This is a genomic window from Erysipelothrix sp. HDW6B, assembly GCF_011301115.1.
GTDB lineage: Bacteria > Bacillota_I > Bacilli_A > Erysipelotrichales > Erysipelotrichaceae > Erysipelothrix > Erysipelothrix anatis.
Genome location: NZ_CP049860.1, coordinates 1,103,079 through 1,117,829 on the forward strand (window position 1 = coordinate 1,103,079; position 14,751 = coordinate 1,117,829).

Genomic DNA, 14,751 nt, shown 5'->3' on the forward strand with positions numbered 1-14,751 from the left:
GATGAATAGTTTTCACGTAACAGACCTTGATTTGTTTTATGGCGATAATCAAGCCCTCAAGAGTCTAAGTATTGATATCAAAAAACAAAAGGTAACCGCATTTATTGGACCATCAGGTTGTGGGAAATCAACGTTCCTACGTACATTTAACCGTATGAACGATCTAATTCCCAATGCGCGCATTGAAGGGGTCATCGAATTTGATGGGGTTAACATTTATGCGCCCAAAACAGATGTTGTTGAATTGCGAACAAAGGTTGGGATGGTTTTCCAACATCCAAACCCGTTCCCAATGAGTATCTATGATAATGTCGCATACGGCTTACGGGTTCAAGGGATTAAAGATCGTAAAATTCTTGACGAAGTTGTTAAGGAATCCTTGCAAAAAGCGGCACTTTACGATGAAGTTAAAGATCGTTTAAATCAATCAGCACTTCGTTTATCTGGTGGTCAACAACAGCGTCTTTGTATTGCTCGTGCGATTGCTCTCAAACCTGAAGTTATTTTGATGGATGAGCCTACATCAGCATTAGATCCAATTGCTACTGCAAAAATCGAAGAACTTATAGTAGAATTAAAGAAAGACTTTACCATTGTCATCGTTACGCACTCAATGCAACAAGCGGCGCGTATTAGTGATATGACAGCATTCTTCTTGTTAGGGGAAATTGTAGAGTATGATGAAACGAAGAAATTATTCCATACGCCTAAGGATAAACGTACGGAAGACTATATTACAGGTCGATTCGGATAGGGAGGTCCACAATGAGAATTGAAGACAAAATGATTGATTTCGAAAGCGAATTGCTAGAAATGGCATCACGCGTCCGTAAATCAATGTCACAAGCCATAGAAGCTCTAAATACACATGATAAAGAACTTGCATTACATGTTATTGAGCGTGATGATCAAGTCAACTACTACGACGAAAGCATCAATGACTCAGCAATCCAAACATTATCGTTAATGCAACCGGTCGCACGCGATCTACGCTTGCTTGTAGGGGGTATTAAAATTGCGACTGATCTTGAACGCATCGGTGATTATGCGAAAAATATAGGTCGATTTGTGATTAAAAGCAATGTTGATAAAGAATTTCTTAATGAAGAAATTACAGAATTAGGAAATATTTTCCTTGAAAATTTCGATAGTGTTATTGAAGCCTTGAAGGCACTTAATGTAAAACAAGCGTATGCAGCTGCAGAGTTAGATGATAACCTTGACGAAGCATTCGCAAAAGTTATGATGAAATTCGTTGATATTGCGGAAAAAGAAGGTCGCTTTCCAATTGAGACGACAGGAATTCTAAGAAATATTGAACGTGCCGGTGACCATGCTAAGAATATCTGTGAGCAGATAATCTATATCGCCAAAGGTCAACACGTTGATTTTGGATAAAAACTACCATTCGGTAGTTTCCTAAATTCAAATCTCAACCGCACCACCAAGGTGCGGTTGTTTTTGTATAATAAAAGGAGCCCACCCGACTAAAAGGAGCTCCCATATGAAGTATAAGCAATTAAATAGAAAAATAAAAGACCAAATCGATATTTTATTGAGTGTAGGATATTCGATGCGACAAGTTGGACGCGAACTGAATATTTCGCATTCAACTGTTTCGAGGTATAAAAGCAATCATTATAAGAAAAGAAAAATAGATATTCAACATAAATATAACCACTTAATCGATTACCTCAATTCTCGTTATGATCCGAAAGTCCGTTCTATCGATGTCTGCCTCAACAACTATAGAAGGTATCATCCTCATAAACCCTGTGTATCCGTTCAACAAGTGTATAACTGGATCAACCAAGGAAAACTTACGATTGACCCTCTTAGGATGTGTTACAAAAGACGTAGACGAAAGAAGCGAATGAGTGGAATGATGAACCACTTTCAATGGAATTTGGAAAATCGAACTGTGCTACCAATTAGTCTGAGACCCAATTATATAGAGGCCCGAGATGAAATCGGTCACCTTGAAATTGACTCAATAATCGGAAAGAAAAATGAAAGTGCAGCAATAATATCAATCGTAGATCGATGTTCCAGAATGAATTGGCTGATAAAGGCTGAGTATCGATTAGACTATTACACATCCTCATTAATTAGAAAATTTATAGAAGAAAACAAAATAGTAACGAAATCAATAACCGTTGATAATGGATTAGAATTTAACACAATGGGAATTACTGCAAAACGACTCGGTGTCAAACTTTATAAATGCGATCCTTACTGTTCTTTTCAGCGTGGTTCCAATGAACGAGCCAATGCGATAGTTAGAAGATTTATACCGAAAGGAAAGTCACTTTACAGCATTGGACAACAATATCTAGATGACATTGCCTTTAAAATCAACTCAATGCCGCGTAAAATATTTGACTTTAAAACTGCTTATGAGATAGAATTTTTAAAAATGAATAGTGGTGCGGTTGAGATTTGATAAAAGAAAACTACCATTCGGTAGTTTTTTTTTACTAGGTGGGCCGAGAAAGACTCAATTATAAATTCACGAATATTAAGAGATAATTATATTTTGAACAAGTCTATTAATTTATGATTTGTGTGTTTCATATAGAAGCGTTAACATATTCTTATTATCTAGGGGGGTAATTATGAAAAAGTATACAGCAAGTTTACTTGCAGTTTTTTTAGTTATGAACAGTTTTACAGTACCTATGCATGCAGAAGAAATAGGCAATGTAAATCTTAAAAATCGTGAAATGGAGGATGTTGTTGATGCATCAACTCTTGAAAACTATGAATCAGAAGCGTTGATTGCAGATGGAAACACAAATGAACCCGCATTAATGGAACAACAAGAAGTAGTGGTTTTAGCTGATGATCCTGAGACTATCGTTTCCACCTATACGCAATTGGTTGATGCACTCGCTATTGCCCAAAATGGTGATACTATCACAATTCAAGAAGGGGCGGTTATCACTTTAGACCAGAGCTTGAAAATCAATACTGGTTCACTTTCGGATATCTCCTTCAAATCCAGTGGGGATGCTGCAGTTACTTTATTAAGTACGTCCAACCATCGACATGTGGAAGTAATGGGAACAAATCATTCCTCCATTCATTTTAATAATATTGTGTTGTCGGGAGATAACTCAGCTACAAAAGGTGGAATAACCTATAATGTTAAAAATAATAATCACGTTCTGTCGGGACTTGTTGTGCGTAATAATGTTTTGAAGACGGATTGGTATGACGGTTTTATTAAAGTAGCTGGAAATGGTGGCTCTTTCCGTTTGGAGAATGCACTTTTTGATGGCAATACATTTAAAGCATGGACGGATGGAAAAGGATCAGGAATTGTAATTCTTGACACGGTAAAAACAGATGTCACGGTGTCCGATGTTGTATTCTCAAAGAATGTAACAGCGAATCAAGATGGTGAACCGTTGCAAGTTTTCAATAACAATGGTAATTACACATTTGAGCGTGTTTCGTTTTTGGATAATTTAAGTCATGGTCGATCCGCAGGGATTGCCTATTCTGGATCTTCAAATTCAAATTTAACGATTGACGATTCGCGCTTTGAGAATAATATCCATCACGGATATAAAGGCGGTGCCATTTCGTTTGATTTAGAGGGCGCCGCGAATGTGCAAATATTAAACAGTAATTTTGAAAGTAATACTTCAAACCGAGGTGGTGGTGCTATTTATGCAGATATCGATTCAGATGGTGGCGCACTGACGATTGATAATTCAAGCTTCACAAATAACAAAGCGTCGCGCATCGTCTATAATCCAGAGACAGGTGAATCAGTAGGTGAATTGAGTGATGGAGGTGCTATTTCGATAACGCAACTCAGAAATTCTAGTCGTGTTGCAATCACAAACAGTCAATTTGCAAATAATGAAGCCACAACTGGTGGTGCATTCTACCTGGACAATGAACATGGAGCAACGACCCAAGTCCGGATAGATAATGTGGAATTTGATGGTAACACTGCAGACTATACTGGTGGTACATTAAACTTTAATAACAACAATGACATGACATCAGACGATTTGTATATCATTAAGAATAGTCGTATTGCTAACAGTACAGTTTTGGGACATCACGAAGATTCTGGATACAATGAGGGTGGTGATGGTGGTGCTATTTATTATGCAGATATCGAAAACTATCCCTCACTGCTAAGATTGGAAAATGTCCAGTTCGAAAACAATGTGTCTCAAGCACCAACATATTGGCAGTACAAAGAAGGGACATCAGGTTTAAGCGCCTATTATACGTCGAACTTCAAAGATGTGACGCCAAGTACTGGTCGAAACTCATTTATGAGTGCATACTCCAATGCATTAAATAATGACGATGTCTACTACCCATACAGTGGATTTACATACTTTGAATTTCTCGATGATAATGATATTGCGGATAACTTCGAATCGTTCCAGTATATTCATTCTGTTGTAGGAGAAAAGACACAAACACCATTAATGCCAACTGCATCAGGATTCCGCTTCATAGGATGGTTTGATGGTTCCGATTCACTTTGGAATTTTGAAGGTGAAGCGCAACCCGAAACACACCATGAACTTTATGGAAAATTTGAAAAAATTAGAATGTATATTGTCACATTTGAAAGCAATGGCGGATCTAAAATAACGTCGCTTAAGGATATTCAAGCGGGATCGTTAATTGCTTCTCCGTTAAATCCAACCAGAGAAGGATATGTGTTTAAAGGTTGGTTTGTTAATCCCGAATTGACTACGCCATGGAATTTTGTGGAACATCGTATCAATGCGGATACAACATTGTATGCGTCATGGGAAAAGGTGATGACTGAGACGTTCACCGTTCATTTTGATTCACAAGGTGGTACAGCAGTAGCATCATACATTGATATCGAAAAGGGTGCTTTTGTCGAAGAACCTGTCGCACCAATCCGAAAAGGATTTGTGTTCGGTGGTTGGTATCAAGATGCGACACTCAATAATCGGTGGGAGTTTTCATCGCATGCTGTGACCGAAAATATTACATTATACGCTAAGTGGGACAAAGTTGCTGAGCCTATCGATCCAGTTGATCCGACAGTACCTGTTAATCCGGTAAAACCGATCGGACCGGAAACAACAACACCGGAAACAGGACAACCGGTAACCTTACCACAAACGGGAGTATCACAACGAAATGGTGGTATGATGTTATTGGTAGGTGGATTAAGTGTGTTAATTTTACATACAGGCTTGATCCGTCGTAAACAGCAAAATCGCAAATTATAAGAAATGTGGAGATATCTGTGTTATGCTGAAATGCAGGTCAACAATTAAACCACTTAACCAGTAGCATTTGCTACTGGTTTTTTATATAATGAACATACTAAAAACAATTGTGAAAGATAACATCTCAGAGTGAAAAACAGGCATTCTAAGTGGAGGTTATCTTGTTTCAATGTGTTTTAGCCTGTGATATAATAGATTAGGATGTGATAATTATGCAAATTAACTATATTAATAACAGTTCGGAAGCGTCATGGCGTGCCTATCAGAAATATTTGAAACCAATTCTGAAAGAAACGTTACGCTTAACAGGTAACCAAGAGCACGTAAGTGTCAACGTCGTGTTGGTTGACGATCCTGAGATTCATACATACAACAAGGATTTCCGTGATATTGATAGACCAACCGATGTACTTAGTTTTGAAGATGGAGAAACTGAAGACGGAATTTTCCAAATGGGAGATATTATCATTAGTGTTGATGCAATTCGACGCCAAGCAAAAGACTATGAACACACACTCAAAAGAGAGTTCTGTTTTTTAGTCGCACATGGCTATCTTCATTTGCTGGGATATGACCACCATACTCCTGAGGAAGAGAAAGAAATGTTTGGGCTTCAAAAGGAGATACTCAATGACATCGCTCCAAAAAACGATTAAGCGCGGGGCATCAAAATTCGGTGCAGCATTCGCTGGAATAAAAGCTGGACTTTTATACGATCGAAGCATACTGCTTCAAGTTGTTCTTGGTGTAATTACAGTCATTGTTTTTGCACTACTTGATATAAGTACAGTAGAGTGGTTGTTTGTGATCAGTGCGATTTTCATTGTCTTAATCACAGAATTTTTAAATTCTGCAGTGGAAGATTTATGTGACTTACTCATTCAAAGTTACAATTTACATGTAAAAGAAATAAAAGATATTGCAGCGGCGGCAGTGCTTCTAGCAGCGATATACGCAATTATAGTGGCCAGTGTTATTCTGGCGGGGAGAATCTTATGAAAGAAGAATTGATTGAATTAGCATTTGGTGCAATGGAAAATGCATATGCACCATATTCCAACTACCATGTTGGGTCATGCATACGTACACGTGATGGACAAACATTCATTGGCGCAAATATTGAAAATGCTTCGTATGGAGCAACTAACTGTGGTGAGCGATCTGCCGTATTTGCATGCTACTCACACGGTTATCGTGCGGATGATATTGTAGGGATTGCGATTGTAACAGATGGCGATATTCTTGCAGGACCATGCGGGATTTGTCGTCAAGTACTTTCGGAACTTCTTCATGAAGATACGCCAATCTATCTATCGAATCGCAAAGAAACACAGACAACGAATATGCAGAATTTATTGCCAATGATGTTTGGAAAGAAGGACCTTAAATAGTGAGTTTTAAATCAGGATTTATATCTATTATTGGACGACCTAATGCAGGGAAATCCACATTAATTAATCAACTCGTAAAACAAAAAATTGCAATTGTTTCCGAGAAAGCGCAAACGACTCGCGATGCAATTATCGGGGTTTTAACAGAAGAGGAGTATCAACTTGTATTTATTGATACACCCGGAATTCATAAACCAAAGCATGAATTAGGGTCACGTATGAATCGTGCATCATACGCTCACTTTAAAGGTGTTGATGTGATTTACTATATCATTGATGGGACAGAGCCTTTTGGTAAAGGTGATCAGTTCGTTATGGATAAATTAGCGACGGTTAAACTTCCGAAATTCCTCATCATCAACAAAGTTGATGCGATGAGCGAAAATGACTTGATTGCGAAAATCAACCAATTTTCTGAGTTTGGGTTCACTGAAATTATTCCGATTTCTGCGAAAGAAAACAATAATGTCGACAAACTCTTAGAAGTAACACTTGATTATACGGAAGAAGGGGTTATGTATTACCCTAAAGACCAAGTAAGTGCCTATCCTGAACAATTTATTTACGCAGAAATTATACGTGAAAAAATCTTGCAATTAACTGAAGAAGAAATTCCTCATTCAGTTGCTGTAACGATTGAACGGATTGTAAAGAAAAAGAATTCGACACTTATTAATGCGGTAATTCTTGTTGATCGAATGTCTCAAAAAGGAATAATCATTGGTAAACAAGGGTCAATGATTAAAGAAATTGGATTGCGTGCCCGTGAAGAATTAGAAACAATTATCGGTGAAAGTGTTTATTTAGAGACATTTGTTCGTGTTGAAAAAAACTGGCGCAACCGCAGTCGAATGCTAAATCAATTAGGTTATATCGAAACTGAGTATGAATAACCAATCAAGTGATATTGGTTTTGTATTAAGTGCGACACCATATAGAGAATTTGACTGTATGGTGCATTTTCTTGGGGAAAAGTCCGGTCTGATCAGACTTGTTGTTCCAGGATACTATAAACCCACTTCAAAACAAGGAAGATTGGGGTTAGAATTTTCGAAAGTAAACTATCGTTTTAACTTTAAAGAAAACAGTTTAATTCGAGTCAGAACGGGAGAACTCTTAGAGAGTCATCACCAATTACGACAAAATTTCAAGTGGTTACTGCAAATGTCATTGATTTGTGAGATAATCATTCGGACCTATGATCCAAGTCATCATGACATTTTCTATGCGAGAATGGATAAAATTATGGGAAGTGATGCGACACAGACACAAATAATTCTGGCTATCACTGAAATAATTAGGCTCCAGGGAGTTTCTCCCAATGTCGATGCGTGTGTCCGATGTGGGAATACGGGAATTAATACATTCTCCATTGAGTACGGTGGTTTTCTGTGTGCTAAGCACAGCCCGTCGACACATAAAGATTCAAAAATGGTATTGGTTGCATTAAAAGGTCTGTTTGATAATCAAAATGTTGAAGCATATCTCAACTCATTTGATACTACGCCACTATTAGAGAGACTTGTGCGCTATTTAGAATATCATTCTGATATGACATTAAATAGTTGGCAACTCATGTTGAATGTTTAAATATTGAAAGGTGATATTATGAAGAATAAAAATTTTGAAACAGTCGTTAACCATGTACGAACTTCTGGATTTGTTTTCCAAGGAAGTGAAATTTATGGTGGTTTAGCAAATACATGGGACTTTGGACCATTAGGAGTTGAACTCAAAGAAAATGTAAAGAAATTATGGTGGGAATCATTTGTTTCACGTAATCCCTACAACGTTGGAATCCAATCTGCGATTCTAATGAATCCGCAGGTTTGGAAAGCAAGTGGGCACTTAGATACATTTAATGATCCACTCATGGATTGTCGTATTTGTAATACACGTCACCGTGCTGATAAACTTATCGAAGAGTTTAGTGATGTGGAAATTAATGCGGGAGTTATGACATTGGAAGAAATGGAAAACTATATCGAAGCACATAAAGTTCCATGTCCAAAATGTGGTGGACACGATTTCACAAAGATTCGCCAATTTAACTTAATGTTTAAAACATTTCAAGGAGTTATCGAGGACAGTTCAAATGCTATCTACTTGCGTCCGGAAACTGCACAAGGAATGTTTGTAAACTATCGTAATGTTCAACGCTCAATGCGTAAAAAATTACCATTTGGTATTGCTCAAATTGGTAAATCTTTTAGAAATGAGATCACACCAGGGCAGTTCATTTTCCGTACACGTGAGTTTGAACAAATGGAACTTGAATTCTTTGTTAAACCTGGTGAAGACATTAAATGGTATGAGCACTGGCAAAAATTTGCAATGGATTGGTTAGTAAGTCTTGGTATTGATCGTGATAATTTACGAATTCGCGAGCATGATGCTGAAGAATTGTCACATTACTCAGTAGCAACTTCAGATATCGAATACCGCTATCCATGGGGCTTTGATGAACTTTGGGGTATTGCTGATAGAACTGACTTTGATCTTAAACAACACCAAGAACATTCAAAAGTAAGCATGGAGTATCATGATCCTGAAACTAACGAAAAATATATTCCTTATACTGTTGAGCCATCATTGGGAGTGGAACGCTTAATGCTTGCACTTATGTGTGAAGCATACGATGAAGAAACACTTGAAAATGACGATACACGTATTGTTATGCATTTCCATCCTAAAGTTGCACCAACTCAAGTAACAGTATTGCCACTTTCAAAAAAATTAGGCGAAAAAGCGACTGAAGTGATGCACGAATTAATTGGTGATTTCGCATGTGATTATGATGAAACTGGAAGCATCGGAAAACGCTACCGCCGTCAGGATGCAGTCGGAACACCTTACTGTATTACTGTTGACTTTGACTCTTTAGAAGATAACCAAGTTACAATTCGTTTCCGCGATTCAATGGAACAAAAACGTGTTACGATTGATGAAGCTAAATCAATCATGAAACAAGAAATTTACGGGTGATGTAAATGCGGCGAATGCCAGAAGAACTCATCAACGATATTCGCTCAAAGAGCGATATCGTTGATACAATTTCACAGTATATGACGCTGACGAAAAAGGGCAAAAACTATTGGGGAGTTTGTCCTTTTCATGATGACCACGATCCGTCGATGTCGGTTTCACCCGATCGTCAAATTTATAAATGCTTTGTATGTGGTGCGGCAGGTAACGTATTTTCATTTATAGAGAATTTTGAACATATTACCTTTATTGAATCAGTCACACGGGCCGCGAGTCGCCTTAACATAGACGTCTCGGAGTACCAAACGGTCAATGTTGTGCCCAAGGACCCCGAAAAAGAAAAAATTTATGAAGCACTCAAAGAGGCGCAACAATTTACTGCATTACAATTATCAACTAAAGATGGTAAAGAAGCACACGAAAAGCTGCAACAAAGAGGGTATACTCAAGCTACGATTGACCGCTTTGGCATTGGTGTAGCACTTGGTAATAATCAAATATATAATTATCTGTCCGCTAAAGGGTTTGATGATGAATTATTGATTAAAGCAGACCTTATTCGAATGACAGACGATGGCTTCAGAGATGTTTTTTATAATCGGATTATGTTCCCTTTACACGATCCATACGGGAAAGCAATTGGGTTTAGTGCCCGGGCCTTACATGATTCGAATTCCGTCAAATACATCAATACGTCCGAAACTGAAGTGTACACCAAGGGAAATATGGTCTATAACTTTCATAATGCGAAGGAATATGCGCGAAAAGAAGGATATTTAATCATTACTGAAGGGGTAACAGATGCGATTTCATTTAGCACCATAGGCGTTGAAAATGTCGTGTCCCTATTAGGGGTAGCTTGTACTCCACAGCAGATTAGAATCTTGAAACAAGCAACTAATGACATCGTGTTAGCGTTCGATGGGGACCGTGCCGGTCTTGAAGCGACATTTGCAATTGGACAGAAGTTAAGAGACGCGCAATGTACAGTGTCAATATGGTATAATGATACAGGTATGGATCCAGATGATGCGATACGAAATCTCGGTCCAGAAAAAGTGAAAAGCGGTCTGGTAGACCGCTTTGGTTGGCTTGATTTTCTAATTAGTTATGCAATCGGAAATTATGGTCTTGAATCCTTTGAAAATCGTAAACGTATCGTAGAATTTATGCTCGAACATTTACGAACCGAAGATGAATTGACCCAAAGTTACTACACGAAGAAAATTGCAGATATGACGAATTTTGAAGTAAGTGTTTTAAATCAACAATTACAAGCAAAAGTTCAAGCGCCAATCCATCGACAGACACCCATAGTTGTTCAGAGTAAAGACTATAAAGTACTGATACCTGAGCGTGCTATCTTAAAGCAAATGTTGGAGTCGAAGGAAGCAGCATACCAATACCGTGACCAACTTGGTTTTTTGGTCAATGATATCGCAACTGATTTTGCATTAATTATTCTTGATTTGTATCGTAAAAACGATGCAATTGAAATCGCTGATATTTTATCACATGATATTCAAGAAAATATGAGACAATTTGCAATAGAAATCGATTCGAGTGATGTTGTTGGTGACTATGATGTTCGCAGTCTTGAACAAAACATAGCACTAATTCGCACTGAATTGAGTCGCCTTGGGATTCGAGGGCTAAAAGATGAAGGACGGAAGCAACTTCAACTTGATGAGCAACAAAGGCTTCTTGAAGCTGCAATACGATTAAAAAGAGAGAATAATAATCAAGGAGGAGAGAATTAGTATGACACGTAAAAAAATGAAAACACTTGATGAAGTAAAAGAGTTTTTTATTAAAGAAAATGAAAAGCAAGGTGCCTTACTGAATGCTGTTGTTGAAAAATCGACAAGTCATTTATCACTAAGTGACGAAGATAACGAGGAATTATTCCAATGGTTTAGCGATAACGATATTCGTTTAGTAGATGAAATCGGCGAAGCAGAAATTTCTGAAGAGATGATCGAAGACGATGATGAAATTGCTGAAGAATATCTTGGTGAAGATGGTGAAGATGGCGAAGGGCCATTTGACGATTCAATGAACAAAGTTGACCTCAGCTCCTATGAAAATGAATTAACAAGTGCAAACATGGTTCGTATTAATGATCCAGTTAAAATGTATCTCAAAGAGATAGGCCGCGTTAACTTACTCGATGCGAAAGATGAGCCAGAAATTGCACGTCGACTCCAAGAAGGGGAAGAAGCACGGGTTCTCATTATAAATATTTATCGCGAACGCTATGCACCAGATGTAACCGATGAAGAATTTGATGAATTATTAACGACGATTAAAATTGAAGAAATATTTGAAATCTTGAAAGAACATTTTGTTGATGATGAAGCAAACCTTGCTTATATCGAAAACTGTGAAACTACCTATTATGACGGGCTTGAAGCACGCCGTATTTTGATTTCAGCAAACTTACGTCTCGTCGTATCAATTGCTAAAAAATACGTTGGTCGTGGTATGTTGTTCCTTGACTTAATTCAAGAAGGAAACATGGGGCTTGTTAAGGCTGTTGAAAAATTTGACTATACTAAAGGCTTTAAGTTCTCAACATATGCAACATGGTGGATTCGCCAAGCAATCACACGTGCGATCGCTGACCAAGCACGTACGATTCGTATTCCAGTTCATATGGTCGAGACTATCAATAAATTAACACGTATTCAACGTTCATTAGTTCAAACATTAGGGCGCGAGCCAACAGCAGAAGAAATTGCTGCTGAAATGGAAAATATGACACCTGATAAAGTACGCGAGATTCAAAAAATTGCACTTGATCCGGTATCACTCGAAACCCCAATTGGTGAAGAAGATGATTCACATCTTGGTGATTTCATTGAGGATAAAGATGCGATGTCACCAGATGACTATGCAAATAATCAACTCTTAAAAGAAGAAATCAATATGGTCTTAGAGGGTCTTACTGAACGTGAAGAAAAAGTTCTACGTCTTCGTTTTGGTCTTGAAGATGGCCGTACTCGTACACTTGAAGAAGTTGGTAAAGAATTTAATGTTACACGCGAACGGATTCGTCAAATTGAGGCAAAAGCGCTTCGTAAATTGAAACATCCAACACGTTCAAAACGTCTTCGTGACTTTGTTGACAAACGATAATTTATGAAGTTATCGCAACGATTACAAAGACTATTAGATATGGTTCCTAAAGGGGCTCGAATGGCAGATATTGGGACCGATCATGGTTTACTAATGATCAAATGCCTTGAAGATGGCATTTGTGACTATGCCTATGGACTTGATATTGCCCCGATGCCTTTGGATGCAGCACGTCAAAACGTCGTGAAGCATGGTTATGAAGATGTGACGGAGCTTGTTTTAAGCGATGGTCTTAAATCATTTAATGGGCTTGCAAATTGTTATGTCGCTGCTGGTATGGGAGCGGAAACTATTTGGGAAATTATCAAAGAATACCAATTTAAAGACAATGATGTAATTTTGATACAGTCTAATACTAAAAATGCATGGTTTCGGGATATTGTGTCACAATCGGGGTTTACGATTGTCGACGAAGCGTTTCTAATGGAACGCGATATCCCAGTCTTTATGATGAAGCTCCAAAAGTCCGGAATTGCCGTCAAACTAAGTTATGAAGAGATGACTCTTGGTCCAATTCTTATGAAGAATCTGGATACTGACTACACAAAATATCTGATAGGACGTAAAGAACATCTGGATCGCATCAAGCAACATGATGCGACACTTGAAGAAGAGTTTCAATTATTAAATAAAATTGTATAGAAAGGAGTGTTAGTATGAATAATATCAATAAAGCACTAATTAAGAAAAATGGTTTTAAATCATTAACATCAGTTCAAGAAAAGGTGCTCGACCAAATCTCAAAAAAACGTGACTTGATTGTAAAATCGGACACGGGTACAGGGAAAACACATGCCTTTCTATTTGCGATTTTAGAACTTATTGAAGTAGATTTAGAACAAACACAAGCAGTAATACTCGCGCCAACACGCGAACTAGCAATGCAAATTTTCGAGTTTTCGAAAGATATCATGGAAATCGATAATCGATATAGCATCGATTTAGCCATTGGAGGGATGGACAACTCACGTTTACGCAGTAAACTTGAAAAACAGCCCCACATTTTAATTACAACTCCAGGAAAACTTTTAGATATACTATCTTGGAATGTTATTCGTATGGACTACATCAAAGCATTTATTGTTGATGAAGCCGATATGATGCTTGACTATGGATTTATCGAAGAAGTAAACACTATTGCGTCACGAATTAAAGATGATGCAGTATTTATGTTGTTTAGTGCGACAATTCCACAAGGATTGCGTGCATTCATTAAGAAATATTTGAAAAACCCAATTGAAATCGTTTCAGAGGAAGAAGTTTTAAAACCTCGAATTGAACATATTTTGATTAATCAACGTCATCGTGATATGAACGAGGCGGTTCTGGATGTTCTTGGAAGTATTAATCCATTACTTGCCATTGTATTTACAAATACAAAAACACAGGCAACTGAGATTGCTTCATATTTACGTGATTATGGTATTGATTGTGTTGAAATTCATGGTGATGTGAGTGACCGTGGACGTAAACAAGTTATTAGCCGAATTCATAGCAAGAAAGTTCGTTACATCGTTGCAACTGATTTAGCGGCTCGTGGTATCGATTTACCCGAGATTAGCCATGTTATTAATGCAGGATTGCCAACCCACGATTTGGACTTCTACACACACCGTACAGGACGTACAGGACGAAGTGGTCGTGAAGGGTTTGCGATAAGTATCGTTGGACCTAAAGATCAAAGTTCGGTTACACGTTTGATGAAAACTGGTGTGAACTTTGAATATAAACGAATTCGTGATGGTCAATTGGATGATGTCCGTCCTTGGTATAATATTCAAAAACGTACAAAACAACTTGATCCTGAAGTTGTTCAAATTCTAAACCGTAAAAACGTTAAAGTTAAACCGGGTTATAAGAAAAAACGAAAACGTGAAATTGAATCACTAATGCAAAAGAAACGTAGAGATATGATTCGAAATGAGATTCGTGAGCAAAAGAAAGAACGTGCTAAAGAACGCCAACGTGAACGTGAGACTTACGAAAATTCATAG

14 protein-coding genes are annotated in these 14,751 nt (G+C 37.7%); all 14 read left to right on the forward strand.

Annotation, left to right across the window (positions count from 1 at the left end; genetic code table 11):
- The first annotated feature begins 1 nt into the window (after position 1).
- The 14 genes from pstB to G7061_RS05545 all read left to right on the forward strand — a co-directional run bounded on the left by pstB (position 2) and on the right by G7061_RS05545 (position 14,751).
- Entirely contained in the window at positions 2 to 754 is a 753-nt protein-coding gene (gene pstB / locus G7061_RS05480; protein WP_166083445.1) for a phosphate ABC transporter ATP-binding protein PstB, read from the forward strand.
- A gap of 11 nt (positions 755 to 765) precedes the next feature.
- Complete coding sequence (phoU, locus tag G7061_RS05485) at positions 766 to 1,398, forward strand: phosphate signaling complex protein PhoU (protein WP_159641418.1); 633 nt, start codon at positions 766 to 768, stop codon at positions 1,396 to 1,398.
- A 106-nt stretch (positions 1,399 to 1,504) separates the two neighbouring features.
- Positions 1,505 to 2,443 (forward strand): IS30 family transposase, encoded by a 939-nt coding sequence (locus tag G7061_RS05490; protein ID WP_166118291.1) that lies wholly within the window; start codon positions 1,505 to 1,507, stop codon positions 2,441 to 2,443.
- Positions 2,444 to 2,615: 172 nt separating this feature from the next.
- Positions 2,616 to 5,243, forward strand: a complete 2,628-nt coding sequence (locus G7061_RS05495; protein ID WP_166119558.1) for an InlB B-repeat-containing protein — start codon at positions 2,616 to 2,618, stop codon at positions 5,241 to 5,243.
- Between the two features lie 212 nt (positions 5,244 to 5,455).
- The gene (ybeY, locus tag G7061_RS05500; protein WP_159636459.1) at positions 5,456 to 5,899 is read left to right on the forward strand and encodes an rRNA maturation RNase YbeY; all 444 of its coding nucleotides are present in this window, start codon (positions 5,456 to 5,458) and stop codon (positions 5,897 to 5,899) included.
- A complete protein-coding gene (locus G7061_RS05505; RefSeq protein ID WP_159636458.1) occupies positions 5,874 to 6,242 on the forward strand; it encodes a diacylglycerol kinase in 369 nt (122 codons plus the stop codon). The genes ybeY and G7061_RS05505 overlap by 26 nt, the downstream gene beginning before the upstream one ends.
- Positions 6,239 to 6,634: a cytidine deaminase gene (gene cdd, locus G7061_RS05510; RefSeq protein ID WP_159641416.1), complete on the forward strand. Its 396-nt coding sequence runs from the start codon at positions 6,239 to 6,241 to the stop codon at positions 6,632 to 6,634. Before G7061_RS05505 ends, cdd begins: the two co-directional genes overlap by 4 nt.
- Positions 6,634 to 7,527 carry a GTPase Era gene (gene era / locus G7061_RS05515; RefSeq protein ID WP_159636454.1) on the forward strand — a complete coding sequence of 298 codons (894 nt, stop codon included), beginning with the start codon at positions 6,634 to 6,636 and terminating at the stop codon, positions 7,525 to 7,527. Before cdd ends, era begins: the two co-directional genes overlap by 1 nt.
- The gene (gene recO, locus G7061_RS05520) at positions 7,520 to 8,224 is read left to right on the forward strand and encodes a DNA repair protein RecO (protein ID WP_166119562.1); all 705 of its coding nucleotides are present in this window, start codon (positions 7,520 to 7,522) and stop codon (positions 8,222 to 8,224) included. The genes era and recO overlap by 8 nt, the downstream gene beginning before the upstream one ends.
- 18 nt (positions 8,225 to 8,242) lie before the next feature.
- Positions 8,243 to 9,619, forward strand: a complete 1,377-nt coding sequence (locus G7061_RS05525) for a glycine--tRNA ligase (protein ID WP_159641414.1) — start codon at positions 8,243 to 8,245, stop codon at positions 9,617 to 9,619.
- 5 nt (positions 9,620 to 9,624) lie between these two features.
- Positions 9,625 to 11,379, forward strand: coding sequence for a DNA primase (gene dnaG, locus G7061_RS05530; RefSeq protein WP_166119569.1), 1,755 nt, complete (start codon positions 9,625 to 9,627; stop codon positions 11,377 to 11,379).
- Between the two features lie 295 nt (positions 11,380 to 11,674).
- A complete protein-coding gene (rpoD, locus tag G7061_RS05535) occupies positions 11,675 to 12,757 on the forward strand; it encodes an RNA polymerase sigma factor RpoD (protein WP_370456906.1) in 1,083 nt (360 codons plus the stop codon).
- Positions 12,758 to 12,760: 3 nt separating this feature from the next.
- Positions 12,761 to 13,399, forward strand: coding sequence for a class I SAM-dependent methyltransferase (locus G7061_RS05540; protein WP_166119574.1), 639 nt, complete (start codon positions 12,761 to 12,763; stop codon positions 13,397 to 13,399).
- Between the two features lie 14 nt (positions 13,400 to 13,413).
- The gene (locus tag G7061_RS05545; RefSeq protein WP_166119578.1) at positions 13,414 to 14,751 is read left to right on the forward strand and encodes a DEAD/DEAH box helicase; all 1,338 of its coding nucleotides are present in this window, start codon (positions 13,414 to 13,416) and stop codon (positions 14,749 to 14,751) included.

What these genes read in the sequence shown, in the direction of transcription:
- pstB (WP_166083445.1), top strand. Translation starts at nt 2, where the DNA reads ATGAATAGTTTTCACGTAACAGACCTTGATTTGTTTTATGGCGATAAT.
- phoU (WP_159641418.1), top strand. Translation starts at nt 766, where the DNA reads ATGAGAATTGAAGACAAAATGATTGATTTCGAAAGCGAATTGCTAGAA.
- G7061_RS05490 (WP_166118291.1), top strand. Translation starts at nt 1,505, where the DNA reads ATGAAGTATAAGCAATTAAATAGAAAAATAAAAGACCAAATCGATATT.
- G7061_RS05495 (WP_166119558.1), top strand. Translation starts at nt 2,616, where the DNA reads ATGAAAAAGTATACAGCAAGTTTACTTGCAGTTTTTTTAGTTATGAAC.
- ybeY (WP_159636459.1), top strand. Translation starts at nt 5,456, where the DNA reads ATGCAAATTAACTATATTAATAACAGTTCGGAAGCGTCATGGCGTGCC.
- G7061_RS05505 (WP_159636458.1), top strand. Translation starts at nt 5,874, where the DNA reads ATGACATCGCTCCAAAAAACGATTAAGCGCGGGGCATCAAAATTCGGT.
- cdd (WP_159641416.1), top strand. Translation starts at nt 6,239, where the DNA reads ATGAAAGAAGAATTGATTGAATTAGCATTTGGTGCAATGGAAAATGCA.
- recO (WP_166119562.1), top strand. Translation starts at nt 7,520, where the DNA reads ATGAATAACCAATCAAGTGATATTGGTTTTGTATTAAGTGCGACACCA.
- G7061_RS05525 (WP_159641414.1), top strand. Translation starts at nt 8,243, where the DNA reads ATGAAGAATAAAAATTTTGAAACAGTCGTTAACCATGTACGAACTTCT.
- dnaG (WP_166119569.1), top strand. Translation starts at nt 9,625, where the DNA reads ATGCGGCGAATGCCAGAAGAACTCATCAACGATATTCGCTCAAAGAGC.
- rpoD (WP_370456906.1), top strand. Translation starts at nt 11,675, where the DNA reads ATGAACAAAGTTGACCTCAGCTCCTATGAAAATGAATTAACAAGTGCA.
- G7061_RS05540 (WP_166119574.1), top strand. Translation starts at nt 12,761, where the DNA reads ATGAAGTTATCGCAACGATTACAAAGACTATTAGATATGGTTCCTAAA.
- G7061_RS05545 (WP_166119578.1), top strand. Translation starts at nt 13,414, where the DNA reads ATGAATAATATCAATAAAGCACTAATTAAGAAAAATGGTTTTAAATCA.